This window comes from Candidatus Epulonipiscium viviparus (genome assembly GCF_000171335.1).
GTDB classification, from domain to species: domain Bacteria; phylum Bacillota; class Clostridia; order Lachnospirales; family Cellulosilyticaceae; genus Epulonipiscioides; species Epulonipiscioides viviparus.
On record NZ_ABEQ01000038.3, the window covers coordinates 1 to 19249 of the forward strand.

The 19249-nt window shown below is 38.6% G+C and carries 16 protein-coding genes; 5 read left to right on the plus strand and 11 right to left on the minus strand.

Going from position 1 to position 19249, the window contains the following annotated elements; all coding sequences use genetic code 11:
* From EPU_RS06705 to gmk, 7 genes are all read right to left on the minus strand, one after another.
* Positions 1 to 687: transcription antitermination factor NusB (locus tag EPU_RS06705; protein ID WP_010167903.1), on the minus strand; the 687-nt coding region annotated here is incomplete at its 3' end.
* Between the two features lie 24 nt (positions 688 to 711).
* On the minus strand, positions 712 to 5946 hold the full coding sequence (locus tag EPU_RS13920) for a midas domain-containing protein (protein ID WP_010167904.1): 5235 nt from the start codon (positions 5944 to 5946) through the stop codon (positions 712 to 714).
* A 24-nt stretch (positions 5947 to 5970) separates the two neighbouring features.
* A complete protein-coding gene (gene fmt / locus EPU_RS06715) occupies positions 5971 to 6903 on the minus strand; it encodes a methionyl-tRNA formyltransferase (RefSeq protein ID WP_010167905.1) in 933 nt (310 codons plus the stop codon).
* Positions 6904 to 7386: a peptide deformylase gene (gene def, locus EPU_RS06720; protein ID WP_010167906.1), complete on the minus strand. Its 483-nt coding sequence runs from the start codon at positions 7384 to 7386 to the stop codon at positions 6904 to 6906.
* 15 nt (positions 7387 to 7401) lie between these two features.
* The gene (priA, locus tag EPU_RS06725; RefSeq protein ID WP_010167907.1) at positions 7402 to 9639 is read right to left on the minus strand and encodes a replication restart helicase PriA; all 2238 of its coding nucleotides are present in this window, start codon (positions 9637 to 9639) and stop codon (positions 7402 to 7404) included.
* The gene (gene rpoZ, locus EPU_RS06730; RefSeq protein WP_010167908.1) at positions 9629 to 9910 is read right to left on the minus strand and encodes a DNA-directed RNA polymerase subunit omega; all 282 of its coding nucleotides are present in this window, start codon (positions 9908 to 9910) and stop codon (positions 9629 to 9631) included. Before rpoZ ends, priA begins: the two co-directional genes overlap by 11 nt.
* Positions 9911 to 9919: 9 nt before the next feature.
* Positions 9920 to 10513, minus strand: coding sequence for a guanylate kinase (gene gmk / locus EPU_RS06735; RefSeq protein WP_010167909.1), 594 nt, complete (start codon positions 10511 to 10513; stop codon positions 9920 to 9922).
* A gap of 140 nt (positions 10514 to 10653) precedes the next feature.
* On the opposite strand from gmk, the gene EPU_RS06740 reads away from it, so the two are divergent.
* Entirely contained in the window at positions 10654 to 10926 is a 273-nt protein-coding gene (locus EPU_RS06740; protein ID WP_010167910.1) for a hypothetical protein, read from the plus strand.
* Between the two features lie 22 nt (positions 10927 to 10948).
* Here EPU_RS06740 and rnr read toward each other — a convergent pair whose 3' ends face one another.
* Positions 10949 to 13051, minus strand: coding sequence for a ribonuclease R (gene rnr / locus EPU_RS06745; protein WP_010167911.1), 2103 nt, complete (start codon positions 13049 to 13051; stop codon positions 10949 to 10951).
* 256 nt (positions 13052 to 13307) lie between these two features.
* On the opposite strand from rnr, the gene EPU_RS06750 reads away from it, so the two are divergent.
* Positions 13308 to 14006 carry an SDR family NAD(P)-dependent oxidoreductase gene (locus EPU_RS06750; protein ID WP_010167912.1) on the plus strand — a complete coding sequence of 233 codons (699 nt, stop codon included), beginning with the start codon at positions 13308 to 13310 and terminating at the stop codon, positions 14004 to 14006.
* A gap of 85 nt (positions 14007 to 14091) precedes the next feature.
* Here EPU_RS06750 and EPU_RS12725 read toward each other — a convergent pair whose 3' ends face one another.
* The 3 genes from EPU_RS12725 to EPU_RS12735 form a co-directional block, all read right to left on the minus strand.
* Entirely contained in the window at positions 14092 to 15030 is a 939-nt protein-coding gene (locus EPU_RS12725; RefSeq protein WP_010167913.1) for a leucine-rich repeat domain-containing protein, read from the minus strand.
* An 80-nt stretch (positions 15031 to 15110) separates the two neighbouring features.
* Complete coding sequence (locus EPU_RS12730) at positions 15111 to 16046, minus strand: leucine-rich repeat domain-containing protein (protein ID WP_010167914.1); 936 nt, start codon at positions 16044 to 16046, stop codon at positions 15111 to 15113.
* A gap of 39 nt (positions 16047 to 16085) precedes the next feature.
* Positions 16086 to 17012 carry a leucine-rich repeat domain-containing protein gene (locus EPU_RS12735; protein ID WP_010167915.1) on the minus strand — a complete coding sequence of 309 codons (927 nt, stop codon included), beginning with the start codon at positions 17010 to 17012 and terminating at the stop codon, positions 16086 to 16088.
* A gap of 146 nt (positions 17013 to 17158) precedes the next feature.
* On the opposite strand from EPU_RS12735, the gene EPU_RS11820 reads away from it, so the two are divergent.
* Genes EPU_RS11820 through EPU_RS06780 form a run of 3 tightly spaced genes read left to right on the plus strand, consistent with a single transcriptional unit; the run spans position 17159 to position 19235 of the window.
* Positions 17159 to 17710: an ECF transporter S component gene (locus EPU_RS11820; RefSeq protein WP_010167916.1), complete on the plus strand. Its 552-nt coding sequence runs from the start codon at positions 17159 to 17161 to the stop codon at positions 17708 to 17710.
* Entirely contained in the window at positions 17679 to 18251 is a 573-nt protein-coding gene (locus tag EPU_RS06775; RefSeq protein WP_010167917.1) for a uridine kinase family protein, read from the plus strand. The genes EPU_RS11820 and EPU_RS06775 overlap by 32 nt, the downstream gene beginning before the upstream one ends.
* A 60-nt stretch (positions 18252 to 18311) precedes the next feature.
* On the plus strand, positions 18312 to 19235 hold the full coding sequence (locus EPU_RS06780) for a YitT family protein (RefSeq protein WP_010167918.1): 924 nt from the start codon (positions 18312 to 18314) through the stop codon (positions 19233 to 19235).
* The last annotated feature ends 14 nt before the right edge of the window (positions 19236 to 19249 follow it).

The following is a 19249-nucleotide window of genomic DNA, read 5'->3' on the forward strand; positions in this document are numbered from 1 at the left end:
TTGTATGGTAAAAAATCGTGATACAAAGCTAGGCATGTCAGCGATAGACTGCGCTCCTTCCAAATAGAGATATTCATCCTCAAATATGGCGGCAGGTTTCGTGGCGAGACCATCTAATTTTAAGCATTCAACCAGTTCATCTCTTGAGACTTTGAGCGTATTAACTCTTGCTACCACCTCGGCTCGCGCTGTAGTGGATTCACAAATTTGTTTTGCAATATCAGATCCATAACTACTCACCCATAATTCAATTATCCATTCAGGGATCGAATAATAAACGCTCCAATTTTTTGCTGGAAGCGCAATGTTAGATCTTTCAATGCTTCGAAGTACGCCGTTTACAAATTTTGACAATCCAGCAAAGCCACGAGATTTTGCCAACTTGACAGCTTCATTAATTGCAGCATGAGCGGGCACTTTGTCCAAATATCTAAGCTGGTACACACTGATCCTCATCAAATTTCTAATAAAAGGTTTCATCTTAGACACTTTAATAGAAGAAACTTGGTTAATGATATAATCAATAGCAATCTGATATTTCAAAGTACCAGTGGCGATTTCCGTTGCCAAGCCCCTGTCGCGACTCTCCAAAATTTCTAAATCTTTTTTCAAAACTAGTTGTAAATATGCGCCCTCTTTTTCGACTTTCACCAAGGCATCTACAACTATTTCTCGTAAATGTTTCATAAATTCTCCAAACTATGTTTTAATTTATAATTCTGTAATACTTATTTTTAAAACGGCCTCATCTGCAGTTGCCAAAGCTAGGGCCTCATCTGCAGTTGCCAAAGCTAGGGCCTCATCTGCAGTTGCCAAAGCTAGGGCCTCATCTGCAGTTGCCAAAACTAGGATATCAACATCGGTTTCAAAAGCTAGGACCTCATCTGCAGTTGCCAAAGCTGGTGAACCAACATCGGTTGCTAAAACTAGGGCCTCATCTGCAGTTGCCAAAGCTGGTGAACCAACATCGGTTTCAAAAGCTGGGACCTCATCTGCAGTTGCCAAAACTAGGATATCAACATCGGTTTCAAAAGCTAGGACCTCGTCTGCAGTTGCCAAAGCTGGTGAACCAACATCAGTTTCAAAAGCTGGGACCTCATCTGCAGATGCCAAAGCTAGGACATCAACATCGGTTGCCAAAGCTGGTGAACCAACATCGGTTGCCAAAGCTGGTGAACCAACATCGGTTTCAAAAGCTAGGGCCTCATCTGCAGTTGCCAAAGCTGGTGAACCAACATCGGTTGTAAAAGCTAGGGCCTCAACATCGGTTGTAAAAGCTAGGGCCTCAACATCGGTCGCAAAAGCTGGAGCACTAACATCAGTGGCAAAAGCTGGGACCTCATCTGCAGATGCCAAAGCTAGGATATCAACATCGGTTTCAAAAGCTGGGGCCTCATCTGCAGTTGCCAAAGCTAGGATATCAACATCGGTTTCAAAAGCTGGGACCTCATCTGCAGTTGCCAAAGCTAGGATATCAACATCGGTTTCAAAAGCTGGGACCTCATCTGCAGTTGCCAAAGCTGGTGAATCAACATCGGTTGTAAAAGCTAGGACATCAACATCGGTTGCCAAAGCTAGGATATCAACATCGGTTGCCAAAACTAGGGCATCAACATCGGTTGCCAAAACTAGGGCCTCAACATCGGTTGTAAAAGCTGGGACCTCATCTGCAGTTGCCAAAGCTAGGATATCAACATCGGTCGCAAAAGCTGGAGCACTAACATCAGTGGCAAAAGCTGGGGCCTCATCTGCAGATGCCAAAGCTGGTGAACCAACATCGGTTGTAAAAGCTAGGGCTTCATCTGCAGTTGCCAAAGCTAGGACATCAACATCGGTTGCCAAAACTAGGGCATCAACATCGGTTTCAAAAGCTGGGACCTCATCTGCAGATGCCAAAGCTAGGATATCAACATCGGTTGCCAAAGTTAGGGCCTCATCTGCAGTTGCCAAAGCTAGGACATCAACATCGGTTGCCAAAACTAGGGCATCAACATCGGTTGCCAAAGCTAGGGCCTCATCTGCAGTTGCCAAAGCTAGTGAACCAACATCGGTTGCCAAAACTAGGGCCTCAACATCGGTTGCAAAAGCTAGGGCCTCAACATCGGTTGTAAAAGCTAGGACCTCAACATCAGTTGCAAAAGCTAGGGCCTCAACATCAGTTGCAAAAGCTAGGGCCTCAACATCGGTTGCCAAAACTAGGGCCTCATCTGCAGATGCCAAAGCTGGTGAACCAACATCGGTTGTAAAAGCTAGGACCTCATCTGTAGATGCCAAAGCTAGGATATCAACATCGGTCGCAAAAGCTGGAGCACTAACATCAGTGGCAAAAGCTGGGGCCTCATCTGCAGTTGCCAAAGCTAGGATATCAACATCGGTCGCAAAAGCTGGAGCACTAACATCAGTGGCAAAAGCTGGGGCCTCATCTGCAGATGCCAAAGCTGGTGAACCAACATCGGTTTCAAAAGCTGGGACCTCATCTGCAGATGCCAAAACTAGGATATCAACATCGGTTGTAAAAGCTAGGATCTCATCTGCAGTTGCCAAAGCTGGTGAACCAACATCAGTTTCAAAAGCTGGGACCTCATCTGCAGTTGCCAAAGCTGGTGAACCAACATCGGTTGTAAAAGCTAGGACCTCATCTGTAGATGCCAAAGCTGGTGAACCAACATCGGTTACCAAAGCTAGGACATCAACATCGGTTGCCAAAGCTAGGGCATCAACATCGGTTTCAAAAGCTGGGACCTCATCTGCAGTTGCCAAAGCTAGGGCCTCAACAGCGGTTGCCAAAGCTAGGACATCAACAGCGGTTGCCAAAGCTAGGACATCAACAGCAGATGCCAAAGCTGGTGAACCAACATCGGTTTCAAAAGCTAGGGCCTCATCTGCAGTTGCCAAAACTAGGATATCAACATCGGTTGCCAAAGCTGGTGAACCAACATCGGTTCCAAAAGCTAGGGCCTCATCTGCAGTTGCCAAAGCTAGGACATCAACATCAGTTGCCAAAGCTAGGACATCAACATCAGTTGCCAAAGCTAGGGCATCAACATCGGTTGCCAAAGCTAGGACATCAACATCGGTTGTAAAAGCTAGGGCATCAACATCGGTTGCCAAAGCTAGGGCATCAACATCAGTTGCCAAAGCTGGTGGACCAACATCGGTTGCCAAAACTAGGGCCTCAACATCGGTTTCAAAAGCTAGAGCCTCATCTGCAGTTGCCAAAGCTGGTGAACCAACATCGGTTGCCAAAACTAGGGCATCAACATCGGTTGTAAAAGCTAGGATCTCATCTGCAGATGCCAAAGCTGGTGAACCAACATCGGTTGTAAAAGCTGGGACCTCATCTGCAGTTGCCAAAGCTAGGATATCAACATCGGTTTCAAAAGCTAGGACCTCATCTGCAGATGCCAAAGCTGGTGAACCAACATCGGTTGTAAAAGCTAGAGCCTCATCTGCAGTTGCCAAAGCTAGGATATCAACATCGGTTACCAAAGCTAGGGCCTCATCTGCAGTTGCCAAAGCTAGGACATCAACATCGGTTTCAAAAGCTAGGGTATCAACATCGGTTTCAAAAGCTAGGGTATCAACATCGGTTGCCAAAGCTAGGACATCAACATCGGTTACCAAAGCTAGGGTCTCAACATCGGTTGCCAAAGCTAGGGCCTCAACATCGGTTACCAAAGCTAGGGCCTCAACATCGGTTGTAAAAGCTAGGACCTCATCTGCAGTTGCCAAAGCTAGGATATCAACATCGGTTGTAAAAGCTAGAGCCTCATCTGCAGATGCCAAAACTAGGATATCAACATCGGTTGTAAAAGCTAGGATCTCATCTGCAGATGCCAAAGCTAGGGCATCAACATCGGTTTCAAAAGCTAGGACCTCATCTGCAGTTGCCAAAACTAGGATATCAACATCGGTTTCAAAAGCTAGGGCCTCATCTGCAGTTGCCAAAGCTGGTGAACCAACATCGGTTGTAAAAGCTAGGGCCTCAACATCGGTTGTAAAAGCTAGGACATCAACATCGGTTACCAAAGCTAGGACCTCAACATCGGTTTCAAAAGCTGGGATCTCATCTGCAGTTGCCAAAGCTATGACATCAACATCGGTTGCCAAAGCTAGGGCCTCAACATCGGTTGCCAAAGCTAGGATATCAACATCGGTTTCAAAAGCTAGGGCTTCATCTGCAGTTGCCAAAGCTGGTGAACCAACATCGGTTGTAAAAGCTAGGACCTCATCTGCAGTTGCCAAAGCTAGGGCCTCAACATCGGTTACCAAAACTAGGGAATCAACATCGGTTGTAAAAGCTATGACCTCAACATCGGTTGCCAAAGCTAGGGCCTCAACATCGGTTGCCAAAGCTAGGACCTCAACATCGGTTGCCAAAGCTAGGGCCTCAACATCGGTTGCCAAAGCTAGGGCCTCAACATCGGTTGCCAAAGCTAGGATATCAACATCGGTTTCAAAAGCTAGGGCTTCATCTGCAGTTGCCAAAGCTGGTGAACCAACATCGGTTGCCAAAACTAGGGCATCAACATCGGTTGTAAAAGCTAGGATCTCATCTGCAGATGCCAAAGCTGGTGAACCAACATCGGTTGTAAAAGCTGGGACCTCATCTGCAGTTGCCAAAGCTAGGATATCAACATCGGTTTCAAAAGCTAGGACCTCATCTGCAGATGCCAAAGCTGGTGAACCAACATCGGTTGTAAAAGCTAGAGCCTCATCTGCAGTTGCCAAAGCTAGGATATCAACATCGGTTACCAAAGCTAGGGCCTCATCTGCAGTTGCCAAAGCTAGGACATCAACATCGGTTTCAAAAGCTAGGGTATCAACATCGGTTTCAAAAGCTAGGGTATCAACATCGGTTGCCAAAGCTAGGGTCTCAACATCGGTTGCCAAAGCTAGGGCCTCAACATCGGTTACCAAAGCTAGGGCCTCAACATCGGTTGTAAAAGCTAGGACCTCATCTGCAGTTGCCAAAGCTAGGATATCAACATCGGTTGTAAAAGCTAGAGCCTCATCTGCAGATGCCAAAACTAGGATATCAACATCGGTTGTAAAAGCTAGGATCTCATCTGCAGATGCCAAAGCTAGGGCATCAACATCGGTTTCAAAAGCTAGGGCCTCATCTGCAGTTGCCAAAACTAGGATATCAACATCGGTTTCAAAAGCTAGGGCCTCATCTGCAGTTGCCAAAGCTGGTGAACCAACATCGGTTGTAAAAGCTAGGGCCTCAACATCGGTTGTAAAAGCTAGGACATCAACATCGGTTGCCAAAGCTAGGGCCTCAACATCGGTTGCCAAAACTAGGGTATCAACATCGGTTTCAAAAGCTAGGGCACCAACATCGGTTGTAAAAGCTAGGGCATCAACATCGGTTACCAAAGCTAGGGCATCAACATCGGTTGCCAAAACTAGGGTATCAACATCGGTTTCAAAAGCTAGGGCCTCATCTGCAGTTGCCAAAGCTAGGATATCAACATCGGTTTCAAAAGCTGGGACCTCAACATCGTTTGCCAAAACTAGGGCCTCAACATCGGTTTCAAAAGCTGGGACCTCATCTGCAGATGCCAAAGCTGGTGAACCAACATCGGTTGCCAAAACTAGGGCCTCAACATCGGTTTCAAAAGCTGGGACCTCATCTGCAGTTGCCAAAGCTGGTGAACCAACATCGGTGGCCAAAACTAGGGCCTCAACATCGGTTGCCAAAACTAGGGCCTCAACATCAGTTGCCAAAGCTAGGGCATCAACATCGGTTGTAAAAGCTATGACATCAACATCGGTTGCCAAAGCTAGGGCCTCAACATCGGTTGCCAAAGCTAGGGCATCAACATCGGTTGCCAAAGCTAGGATATCAACATCGGTTTCAAAAGCTGAGACCTCATCTGCAGATGCCAAAGCTGGTGAATCAACATCGGTTGTAAAAGCTAGGGCCTCATCTGCAGTTGCCAAAGCTGGTGAACCAACATCGGTGGCCTACAATTTATAGCCAAGTTCGATTTGATTTCCTTTGATATACTCAGAAACAAGCATTCGTTTCTTATTCGGGACTTGTATTTCTGTAATTAAAAGAAGTCCTTTGGCAGTTTTTACCAAAATGCCTTGCTTGTCTACATTTAAAATAGTGCCCGCGTCTTCGGTGGCAGCGAATTCTGGTGCCTCTTTTGCGGCGTGCACCTTGATTTTTTCACCTTTGTATTCAATATAAGCTGATGGCGAAGGAGACATTCCTCGTATCAAATTTTCAATTTCTGTTGCGGACATGTTAAAATTCAATTTTCCCATTTCTTTTTCGATTTTAGGTGCAGAGGAGGAGAAGGAATTGTTTTGCTTTTCTCGTTGCGCGCCACCGTTTTCTATTAAAGGAAGAGCTTCTTTTAAAGCAAGAGCACCGAGATTTTTCAGCTTGTCAAACATAGTTCCTGCAGTGTCGTCTGGTGTGATTGAAATTTCTTTTTTATATAACATATCGCCAGTATCAAGACCTTTATCCATGTACATTATGGTAACGCCGGTAGTTGTTTCGCCGTTGATGAGAGCCCACTGGATAGGTGCGGCGCCGCGGTATTTTGGCAATAGAGAACCATGAATATTGACGCATCCTAAGGTAGGTATTTTCAATATTGTGGCTGGTAAAATTTGGCCGAAAGCAACGACAACGATCAAATCGGGAGCAATATCTTTAAGCAGCTCCAAAATTTCTTTGTTTTTACGAAGCCTTTCGGGTTGAGCAATGGCAAGATGATGCATCTGAGCTGCTGCTTTTACAGGAGATACAGACTCTTTTTTGCCACGACCTCTTGGTTTATCGGGTTGCGTAATAACCAAAGAAATTTGATGCCCCTGTTCTATCAGCATTTCGAGAGCTGGAACAGCAAAATCGGGCGTTCCCATAAATACAATTTTCATTTAGTACTCCTCCTCGTGCTCATCGCCAGTAGAGTAATGCAAGTCACCGATAACGCAATCGACAAAAATCTTGCCATCTAAATGATCGTTTTCATGACAAATTGCTCGCGCAAATAGTTCAGATTTTGTGATTTCAAAATGGTTACCATAGCGATCTTGAGCTTTGATAGTAACGGTGTTAGGTCGGGTAACGACGCCATATCGGCCGGGTACGCTCAAGCAACCCTCGTCTCCTGTTTGCTCACCATCTTCGAAGATTATAATTGGATTTATAAACTCAACCAATCCCTCGCCGATATCTATAATAAAAACACGTTTTAACGTTCCAACTTGCGGCGCCGCCAATCCTACACCACTGGCACTGCGCATTGTTTCTTCCATATCATTCAAAAATGAGTGCAGTAATGGATCGAATTTCACGACTGGTCGAGATACTTTTCTAAGAATAGGATCATCATCGACCCTGATACTTCTAATAGCCATAATTTACGTTCCTTTCTATATCATATTTCTGGGGTCTATGTCCCAAATAATATTTATTTTTTTAGGTTTTTCATACTCATTAAATTTATCGATGCAATATCGACCATAAAATAGTAGGATATCTCGTGGTTGACCAATAATCATAATTTTCCATCTAAATTTATTAGCAAGCTTGGGCATCGTGGCAGCAGTAGGCCCCAATAATCGAAATAGCTTCTTCTTGTTATAGTGTGTATAATAGGCAAATAATTTTTTAATATTTTGTATAACACTTTGTTCATCTTCAGAGCTAATCATTACACTAAATAAATGATTATATGGAGGGTATCCCATAATTTTTCTAGTTATAAGTTCGCTTTTATAAAACTGTGGTTGGCTGCCATTTTGAATATTTATTAGCACATCATTTTGCGGAGAGTGTGTTTGGATTATTACTTTTCCTTGATCTGCACCGCGCCCTGATCTTCCTAGCGTTTGAGTTATCAATTGGTATGTCTTTTCGGCAGCTCTAAAATCAGGAATATATAACAAACTGTCAGCAGAAATGATTCCTACCAATGTCACATTACTAAAATCGTGACCCTTAGAAATCATCTGTGTACCTACCAATAATTTTGTTGCTCCTTTTTCGAAATCTTGTAATAAAGTTTCTAGTTCATTTTTTTTACTAACCGTATCTAAATCCATTCTAGCAATACCATAATGTGAAAAATGCATCATCAAATATTCTTCGATTTTCTGTGTACCGTTGCCAAAAAATTGCATATATTTGCTACCACATTCGGGACAGGTAGTTGGTACCTGTATTTGATTTAGACAATGGTGACATATTAGAAGCTTATTTTTTTGATGATACGTAAATGGTTGATCGCAATAGGCACACTTTGCAACATAGCCGCAAGACCTGCAGCTTATAAAAGTAGAATGTCCGCGTCTGTTTAATAGTATCATCACTTGCTTGCCCTGAGTAACGGTATCGACTATTGCATTATGCAAGCGCCTACTCAATATTTTTGTATTTCCAGCAGCCAGCTCCTCGCGCATATCGACTATGGAGATGGTGGGCATTGTGGCATTTTTAGCTCTTTGATTTAGTTTTAAATATTCATAAATACCAAGTGTGGCTTGATAATAAGATTCGAGGCTAGGAGTTGCAGATGCCAAGATTAGTTTGCCTTGGTGATGCTTCATGCGCTCTATTGCTATTTCTATAGCATTAAATTTTGGAACCATGTCAGATTTGTAGCTGCCATCGTGTTCCTCATCGATTATAATTAGGGATAACCTGGGAAGTGGCATAAACACGGCACTTCTGGGACCTATCACTATTTGTACATTTTGAATTTTGGCTTGCAAATATATTTCTCGTCGTTTTCGAGGAGTCAATTTACTATGCGTAAGAGCGACGCGAGAGCCAAACCGTTCAGTAAATCGATTGACAGTTTGCCGAGTAAGTGCAATTTCTGGTACAAGAACAATAACACTTTCGCCCCGCTCCACTGCGTCGCGAATAAGATGCAAAAACACTTCGGTCTTGCCGCTTCCAGTGACCCCTTCTAATAGAAAAGTATTGTGATCAGAGCAACTAGAAATTTGATCATAAGCTTGTTGTTGCTCACTATTTAAAGGAAGAAACTTATCATAGCAAATGGGCATATGCTGTACCCTGACTTGCCAAAAGACTCTTTTTATTAGTTTTAATTTGAGTAACGAATTAATACTAGAATTGGTGTTGAGTTCCAAGGTATTTTTGAGCTCAGAAACTATTTGTCCATCATTTTGTAGCAAAAAGTTTAGTATCTTTGCTTGATTGGCAAACGTTTTTGAATGCGAAATCTTGTTAAGATACTGAAGGATTGCTTGATCATCTGCAGCTTTGTATAAAAATTCTGTAGTTGCTACTGCAGTTTTGATATCGTGTTTGTCAATAGGTGGAAGTAACGTAGATATAGCAGCTGCGTAAGAACTTCCGTAATATTCAACTAAAAACTTGACCATTTCGAGTTGTTCTTGATTTAAAATAGGTTCTTCGTCTAAGACTTCGATCACAGTTTTGATTTTGAAATCTATATTTGTTATTTGTTCATCAGAAACTATATTTATTAAATATCCTATTGTTAACTTATTGAGAGGACCAAATGGTACCATCACTCTACTGCCTACCAGAGCGTTCAAATGTTCGGGTAGTATATAAGTGAAAGGTTTATCAATTGCTTTATTTGTTGCACGGTTAATTATTATACTACAAAACATCTTTTTCTTTTATTTGAATATCCCCTCTATATAATTCTAATACAGCGATGCTGGTAGGTTTAGTGGATTTAAGTCTTTCTTTAAACTCGAGAGCTTCGTCTACCTTGCGTCGATCACGCAAATCTCCAGAAGCTTCTTGATTTATCAGTTCAATAATTTGTCGTGCTCTTTTTGCGGTTGCGATAATTATCGAATAACGACTGGTGATCATTTGAGTACCAGCATCTTCATTAATTTTTTCCATAAGTTGTGAATAAGACGGTTCTAACATAAAGTCTCCTTAATTATTTAACATATTTTTGACAATTGCTTGTTGATAGCAGCTGCGTAGTTTTTCGGCTTCAACAATTGCATTAATTTGGCGTACTGCGTGTGATATATCATCATTGATGACAATATAATCGTATTGCTTAAATAATTTTAACTCCTCTCTAGCGCGTGCTAATCGATAATTTACTACTTCTTCGGTTTCTGTTCTTCGGCCTAATAACCGAGATGTCAGCTCTGTGAATGTTGGAGGAATAATAAATATTAGCACGGTTTCATTAAATTTTTCTTTAATTTTTAATGCACCTTTTACTTCAATTTCTAATAAAATATCAAATCCCTCTGCAATTGTTTGATCAACAAAATGCTTGGGAGTGCCATACAAGTTTCCACAAAATTCTTCATATTCAAGCAATTGATCCTGCGCTATCATTTGTTGAAACTCTTCGTTGGTTTTAAAGAAATAATGAACTCCCTCTTGTTCTAATTCGCGTTTATACCTAGTTGTTGCCGAAATTGAAAGTTTATAGTTTTCATATTTCATAAGTTCTGTAACGATTGTTCCTTTTCCAGAGCCAGATGGTCCAGAAATAACTACTTTTAACATAATCATCCCTCTCTATCCAAAAATAATATTGTTAGTATACCATAATTTTGGTAAACATTCAAAAAAATTATGGAAAATAACTTGTACTATTTTCCAATTAGATATCATAAAATAAATATAAAAGTGAAAGGAGAGAAAAAATGAAACCTAGAGATTATAATTATACATATCATACTATTTTATGCATTAAGACTAAGTTGAGTGATAATATCAAGCAGTACGTAGATTTTCAAAAAGGAGTTTATTATCCTTTTAGTTGTGTATCCTTTGAAAACAATGGCAAAATTGATGCCTCGCGAGTAGTTCAAATTATTTCGGAATCAGGATACAAAAAATCGTTAAAAGATGAGGAACTGCTTGAACATTTTAATGTAGAAAACATTATTGCAAATAAATTTATGATTAAAAGATAAAATAAATATTTGTGTATAATTATTAAGAAAATTTAAAGTCTATGGAGCGAGCCAGCGTATCAACCTTTATTAGTTGAACTTGAACTTTTTGTCCAATCTGATATATAGTGTTAGTGGCTTCACCGACATAGCGAAAATTTACCTCGTCAAAGATATAATAATCTCCAGACATGTTGTTAAGATGAACCAATCCTTCGACTGTGTTTGGTAATAGAACATATATTCCCCACGAGGTAACTCCATTTATAATGCCAGTAAAAACTTCGCCTATCTTATCTGCCATAAATTCGGCTTTCTTAAGCTTAATAGTTTCTCGTTCTGCCATTTCGGCGCGTCTTTCCATCAGAGAGCTTTGCTTTGATATATCACTAACGCGCTTATACATATCTTTAAGTTTTTTGCCTTTTAGCTGACCTTTTAGCGTGTATTTTATGATTCGATGAATTTGAAGGTCTGGATATCGGCGTATCGGTGAAGTAAAATGGCAATAAAATCTTGCATTTAAACCGAAGTGTCCCAAACATTCATCATTATATCTCGCTTGTTTTAGGGATCTTAAAATCAACTTAGAAATTATTTCTTCTTCTGGTCGCTCTTTGATTGCTAATATCAATTGTTGTAGCTCGCGGGAGTGAATTTTTTGGCGACTTTTTATAGTGTGTCCAAAACTATTTACGATTCTTATCATTTCGGCAATTTTTTGTGCATCGGGCTCTTCATGTATTCGATATACAAATGGTAATTCTCTAAAGTAATATTCCTCCGCAACAGTTTCATTGCATACTAGCATAAATTCTTCGATCAGCTTAGTTGCGACGTTTCTTTCATATGCCTTAATTTCTGTTGGATGACCTTCTTCGTCCAATATAACCTTAGTTTCTTCAAAGTCAAAATCTAATGCGCCTCGTCGAATGCGTTTGTCTCTTAAAATTTGTGCTAAAGTTTCCATGTTTCTAAATATTGGCACAAACTCTGAATACTCTTCAATTAACTCTTCATCATTATCGGTTAATATTTTTTTAACAGCAGTATAGGTCATGCGCTTATCTACGTTAATTACACTTTCTACTATATCATGCGAATAGACATTTCCGGCTTGATCAATATCCATAATGCAACTAAGTGCGAGTCTGTCAACGCCTGCGTTTAGCGAACAAATACCATTACTGAGTTTGTGCGGTAACATTGGAATAACTCTATCTACCAAATATATACTGGTTCCTCTTGCTACTGCCTCAAGATCTAAGGCAGACTTTTCGGGAACATAGTGAGTAACATCGGCTATATGAACTCCCAATCTAAAATTTCCGTCTGATAGAATTTCTAGTGTAACTGCATCATCCAAATCCTTGGCATCTTCGCCATCAATTGTTACCATCATCAAATCTCTAAAGTCAACTCTGCCTACTTTATCTTTGGCCGGAACTTCGTCTGGAACTTTAGCTACTGCTGCCATAACTTCTGGATTAAATTCAGTTGGTAAATCATATTGATAGCAGATAGACAGGATGTCTATTCCAGGATCGTTGATATGCCCCAAAATTTTAGCAACTCTACCTTCAGGACTTTTGTCATTATCTCGTTTAATGACTTCGACTAAAACTTTATTGCCTTCTACAGCACCGTTTTTATTTTTTTTAGGGATAAAAATATCGGTTCCAAATTTATTATCATCGGGAATAACAAATCCAAACGACTTATGCTCATAGTAGCGCCCAATAATATGAGGTAGTTCGGAGCCTAAAACCTTAAGAATTGTCCCCTCAGTTTTATTGCCTCTAGATATTTTACACAAGACTTTATCGTGATGCAATGCGCCGTTTATGTTTTTTGACATTATATAAATATCTGAACCACCGTCATCTGGAGTGACGAACCCAAATCCTTTTTGCGTTCCTCGAAATATTCCGTAGACCATATCATACTGAGTAGGTAGAGCATATTTGCCGCGTTTTGTGCAAATAATTTTATGTTCTTCGATGAGCTCGCGGAGTAGATTCTCAAATAACAGTCTATCTTCTTTTGGGACTTTGAGTATAGTTACTAAATCTTTAATTTTCATTGGAACGTACGATGGATCACCTAGCAATTTTACAATTGTCTGCTTCCTTTTTTTATTATCCAAATTATCACCTATTTCTATTTGTTCAACACAAGTTTAACACATTTTCCAATTTTAGGATAGTCAATTATTATTTGTGGTTTTGTCTTGATGGTGTTATAACTACTATATGTGAAAAATTTTGCTTTGCTACAGTATTGCCAATTTTTAAAAAAAATAAAAGACTTTTCTAGATTTAATTTCAAAAGTAGAATTCAGCCTAGTATCTATCAAAGGTATATGATAAAATTTTGCTAAAAAATATAAAGGAGCTTTCGATATGAAGAATTGTATTATAACAGGTGGTTCGAGTGGAATAGGATTTGATATGGCAACGCAATTTATARAAAAGGGATACAGAGTTATTGTTTTGGATATAAAAGATTGTGCTAATAAGGAAGTAACWTATATTCATACAGATATTTCAGATGCGGTTAGTGTGGCAAATGCATTTAAAGCGATAAAAGAACAGTTTCAAACGGCTCATATTTTAATCAATGATGCTGCGATAGCTAGCCATAAAAAAGCGCTTGTAGATTCAGATGCGGCCGAATTTGATTTGATCCTAGATACTAATCTTCGAGGTGCGTACCTTTGTTGCAAAGAGTTTATTAATCTTAATAAGGGCGAAAGTTATGGTCGAATTATTAATATTTCATCTACCAGATTTCACCAAAATGAAGCTAACTGCGAATTATATGGAATGAGCAAAGGTGGGTTAATTTCTTTAACTAACAGCCTRTGTATCTCTTTGACAGGCACTCCAATTACTGTCAATGCAATTAGCCCGGGTTGGATTTGTACAGCAAATTACGATGAATTAGATTTTGACGATCACAAGATGCATCCTTCAAATAGAGTGGGTAAACCTCGCGATATTTCTAACGTTTGCTTATTTCTTGCTGAAGAAGAGAATGATTTTATCAATGGAGCCAATATTATTGTAGATGGGGGAATGACAAAGAAGATGATTTATTGAGACGATCGAATTCCTGTTTAAAAAAAGTTTTGTCAGGCATCAGCGTACTTATCGATAATAAGTATAAATAATGCCCGACCTTGTATTACCATTTTGTTTTGGTTAATAGCTTCCAGATATGCCCACTACGAATATCTTCGGCTTTTGAAGTAACATTGCGAGTTGCAATATTTTCGAGAGTGGAAGGAATGCTGATTTGTGTTAAGTTATTGCATTTAGAAAATACGTTATGACCTATAACACGTACTCCCTCTGAAATTGTGGCAGAGGTTAAATTTTTACACTTAAAAAACGTTAAATGATCAAGATGAGTGACAGTTTTTGGAATATCAATAAATATCAATCCGCTTTCAGCAAATGCCGATCTACCAATATGCTTTATATTTTTTGGTAGCGATATTGTTGTTAGAGATTTACATTTATTAAAGGCCATATTGCCAATGCTGACAACTTCATCTGAAATAGTCACAGAATTTAAGAAATTACAACCATCAAAGGCAGAATCACCGATGCTAGTTACTCCAGGTGGAATCGTTATAGATTTAACATGTTTGCATTTATAAAAAGCTTTATCGGCAATAGCGGTGACGCCATCTGGAATAACAACATGTGATTGTGGACCAGTAAATTTTAAAAGTACATTATTCTGAATTTTGAAAATATTTTTGTCGTAGTTAATAACCTGTGGTGGACTAGATTCATTTTTTGGAATAGATTCAATAGGATCAAAAAGGTCAAATTTTGCTTGAACAAAAGCTCTAACCACTGTTTCGGCGAGGTCTACTCTCCAAGTTATGGCTAATTTATCTCTAATAAGAGTAATTGATTCAATATCGATGATAGATTTAACCATATCGATAACAAGAGTTGCGATATCTCTCTCAATTGCTCGTAATATTATTTCACGATCTTCGTTGTGCAAAGTTTCTTGTACTAATTTTGATAATTGTTCTGGATCTCTAAAAGTTATTTCTCCGTGTTCAAGATAGATTTTACGTAAAGTTTCAAGTGTTTCACGAGTCATAAAAAAGCTCCTTTCTGGTGATATATTGAGATTAGCGCTTACAATAGTAGTATATGCTAATAAAAATATTTTAGATCATTCTATTCTGTTAATAACTCCCATATTCTGCCGCTTCTTATAACTCCAGATTTTGCTAAGACAACTTTGTTGGCGACAGTTTTTAGTGTAGATGGAATTGTAATGCTAGTTAAGTTATAGCAATTAGCAAAAGCGGCCGTGCCAATCGATGTGACTCCTTCTGGAATTACGATATTTTCTAGGCTACTGCACCAGGCAAAAGCCAAATCGCCAATTGTTGAAACAGTTGTTGGGATAGTTATAGAAGATAAAGAAGTACATCTTTCAAATGTTTTCTCACCAATACTGATAACGCCTTCTGGTATTTTTATAGACGTTAGTGACTCACACCAGGCAAAAGCCAACTGACCAATGGTTGTGACTCCGTCTGGAATTGTTATAGATTGCAAGTTATGACAGGAAACAAATGCCCAGTCACCAATGGTTGTGACACCCTTTGGAATGATCAATGATTTTATGCCGCAATCAGCAAATGTCCAGTTACCGATGCTGGTTAAAGAAAGTGGCATAGTAATAGATTCGAGATTTTTACACCAAGCAAAAGCACTATCACTAATAGAAATAGTACCGTGTGGAATATCCACATGTGTTTGTTGTCCTGTAAATTTTAATAAAACATTTCCTTCAATGGTGAAAGAATCTTGATCATAACTATCAAGAAATTTGGCTTGTACAAATAGGCTGACAATTCTTTCAGCTAATTCTAATCTCCACGTTATTGCCAACGATTTTACAATTGCATTAATGGCGGCAGTATCATATGGAGAAGATACCTGATCGGCAACTCGTGTAGTAACTTTCAATCGAACAGCTTGCAATATAATATCACGATCCTCATTATGCAGTGAATCATGTACTATTTTATTGACTACCTCTAAATTTGTATATTCGCTTTGATTATAAATATGATGTAATACGCTTAATGTTTCGTTTGCCATATAAATCTTCTCCCTTCATCTGAGAAACTAATTATAGTTTTAAAGATTTTGAGTTAATAAGTTCCAAATGTCACCTTCTGTAATAACACCTGATTCTACATTAACTTCGGATTCTCCGATTGTTTTTAATGTAGATGGAACAAAAATATTTTTTAGTTTATCACACCAAGTGAATACACCTTGATTTATGTGCGTAACACCTTCGTGTATGGTGACAGAAGTTAAATTTATACATTCCATAAATGTAGACTTACCAATGCTTTTACCATTTTTTTCAATTATGACAGATTTTAAGCCACTACACCAAGCAAAAGCGCAGTCATCTATGAGTGTGACACCTTCTGGAATTATAATTTCTGTTAAAGAACTGCATTCAGCAAATGCAAATTTGCCTATACTAACTACTCCCACAGGAATAGTCACTGATGTAAGGTTATGACAGTTAAAGAAAGCTTTTTCGGCAATAGCCGTAACACCTTTTGGAATGGTTGCTCTAGTTTGTTTATTGGAAAATTTTATCAAAACTTGATTTTCTATTGTAAATATTCGCTTATCATATATTATTTCGTTTAATTGAGGCGCAGGGACTTTTTCGTCAGGTATAAGAGGCGGCAGACTAGGGTTTTCTTCAGATACAACTAAAGGTTTTTGAGCGTTGAGTTCTGTTGTAGAACCAAATTTTGCTTGTACAAATATATTTACAATTTGATCTGCTAATTCTTCTCGCCAGGTGAGAGATAATTTTTGGCTAATAGTTTTGATTGCATCAGTATCTGTGGAAGATTTTACATTGCTCGCAACAAGAGTGGCGACGTTCATATCTATAGCTTGTAAAACTATCGGGAGGTAGATATTATCTGGGTTAAGTAATTTTTCGGTAGAGATAGTTAATTGAGCTTTATTGCTGAATGCCCCACTATCTCTAGTATAAATTGTACGTAACGTATTTACGGCTTCTGTAATCATTTTAAATCTCCTTTCTTAATGCTTGTATCATATTACTACTATATTATAGTAGCTTTAAAGTAAAATGTAAAGATTTGGAAAAATGATTTTTTTTGTGATATAATGATAAAAGCTTATAATTAAAGAGGAAAAGAGGAGATGTAGAAGTGAAAAATAATATTAAAAATTTAGTAATAAGTGCAATGTTACTGGCGCTTGGATTTGTGTTACCGTTTTTAACGGGACAGATTCAAGAAATAGGAAGTATGTTATTGCCGTTACATATTCCGGTATTGATATGTGGATTTGTATGTGGACCAATTTATGCCGCGGTGGTCGGGGCAATATTGCCAGTAATGCGTTCAATTATATTTGCGATGCCTCCAATATATCCTGTGGCTGTCTCGATGGCTTTTGAAATGTGTGTATATGGATTGATAGCAGGTTATGTGTATCAAATTTTGCCTAAGAAGACTATAAACATTTACATTTCACTTATTATTTCTATGATAGTAGGAAGACTAGTTTATGGTGCCGTAATGGTTATAATTTCTGGATTATCAAGTACTCCATATAGCTTTAATATATTTATAACTTCGGTATTTTTTAGTGGGATTCCAGGAATTATATTGCAAATTGTGGCAATTCCGCCGTTAATAATGATTTTAGAGAAAGTAGAGTTTATCAATGCAAACAAACGAACAGTTACAGAACATTAAAAAAGAAATAGATTTTTTGTTGCAGACAAAATCAAAAATAATAATAGCAATCGATGGAAATTGTGGAGCTGGAAAAACCAGTCTAGCAAATGCTTTGAGAGAAGCGTATCATTGCGATATAATTAGAATGGACGATTTCTTTCTGCAATCGTATCAGCGAACACCACAAAGACTGGAAGAACCGGGTGGAAATATTGATTATGAACGATTTATAAAAGAAGTTGTTACGTTGCTGAGAGCTGGAGCTAGTTCGATTACGTATAAACCATTTAGCTGTGAGACGATGTCATTGTTAGAACCGGTTGTGGCAGCAGTAGGAGAAATATTAATTATAGAGGGAACTTATAGCTTGCATGATTTATATGACGATATATATGACTTAAAAATATTTTTAGAAATTGATAGTAATACTCAGATGTTGCGTATAATAAATAGAAATGGGCCTCTTGATGCACAAACATTTAAAAATAAATGGATACCGTTTGAAAAAAAATATTTTGATGCTATGAAAATTAAGACAAAAGCCAATATTTACAGTTAATTAAAAGCAGCAATATTGCCGATTTATATCATATAAGTATAAATTTTTATGGAGGATGCTATGAAAATTGCAGAATATAAACAAACAGTAAAAGATATGAATTTTAAAAAGGCAATAATAGCTATAAAAAAATGCGAATATAAAGATACGATTTTCTTTTTGATTTTGGGTACGATGCTAATGGCACTAGCGGTCAATGGGGTGCTTGCTCCAAATTATCTAATTAATGGCGGAATAAGTGGCATCTCCTTGATGTTACACTTTGCTTTTGGATGGAATTTAAGTATGCTAACGATTGTGTTAAACGTGCCTATTTTTCTTATTGCTCTAAAATTTTTGCCAAAGAAGTTTTTGGGATTTAGTATATTGGGGACTATGTTGCTTGCAGGATGGATAGAGCTGACGAAGGATTTTCGTATTCCGCTTAATTCTGAGCTTACGATTGTTGTATTGGGAGGTTTGATCAACGGGTTAGGAATGGGTATGATATTTCGTACAGGGGGATCAACAGGAGGAACAGATATCATTGCCAAAATATTCAATAAGCTGTTTTCCTTCAGTATGGGCAGTGTTTCATTCATGATTAATATGATAATTATGGCAGCTGCAGCATACTTTTTTAGTATAGATCTTGCAGTTGTGACAGCAATTAGTATGTTTGTCGCATCACAAGCAACAAATCTAATTGTRGATGGTTTAAATTCGAGACGTACAGGAACAATAATCGTATCTCCAGAGTATGCAGAAGAAATTTGTTTAGCAATTACGCACGAACTTCATAGAGGTGCGACGATGGTTGATGCAACTGGTGGATATACGCATAATAAAAAGGTTATTATATACACTATGATAAATATGAGAGAAGTGGCAAAGCTAAAACAAATAGTTTCGTCTCATGATAAGCATGCTTTTATGACTATTGTAGAGACTGCTCAAGTAATAGGTAATGGTAAAGGATTTTTATCACAAATAAATAATAAATAATTGCCAATGTAAAT

Excerpts from the sequence above, each read along its gene's own strand:
- fmt (WP_010167905.1), bottom strand. The coding sequence starts at position 6,903 with ATGAAAATTGTATTTATGGGAACGCCCGATTTTGCTGTTCCAGCTCTC.
- def (WP_010167906.1), bottom strand. The coding sequence starts at position 7,386 with ATGGCTATTAGAAGTATCAGGGTCGATGATGATCCTATTCTTAGAAAA.
- priA (WP_010167907.1), bottom strand. The coding sequence starts at position 9,639 with ATGTTTTGTAGTATAATAATTAACCGTGCAACAAATAAAGCAATTGAT.
- rpoZ (WP_010167908.1), bottom strand. The coding sequence starts at position 9,910 with ATGTTAGAACCGTCTTATTCACAACTTATGGAAAAAATTAATGAAGAT.
- gmk (WP_010167909.1), bottom strand. The coding sequence starts at position 10,513 with ATGTTAAAAGTAGTTATTTCTGGACCATCTGGCTCTGGAAAAGGAACA.
- EPU_RS06740 (WP_010167910.1), top strand. The coding sequence starts at position 10,654 with ATGAAACCTAGAGATTATAATTATACATATCATACTATTTTATGCATT.
- EPU_RS12725 (WP_010167913.1), bottom strand. The coding sequence starts at position 15,030 with ATGACTCGTGAAACACTTGAAACTTTACGTAAAATCTATCTTGAACAC.
- EPU_RS12730 (WP_010167914.1), bottom strand. The coding sequence starts at position 16,046 with ATGGCAAACGAAACATTAAGCGTATTACATCATATTTATAATCAAAGC.
- EPU_RS12735 (WP_010167915.1), bottom strand. The coding sequence starts at position 17,012 with ATGATTACAGAAGCCGTAAATACGTTACGTACAATTTATACTAGAGAT.
- EPU_RS06775 (WP_010167917.1), top strand. The coding sequence starts at position 17,679 with ATGCAAACAAACGAACAGTTACAGAACATTAAAAAAGAAATAGATTTT.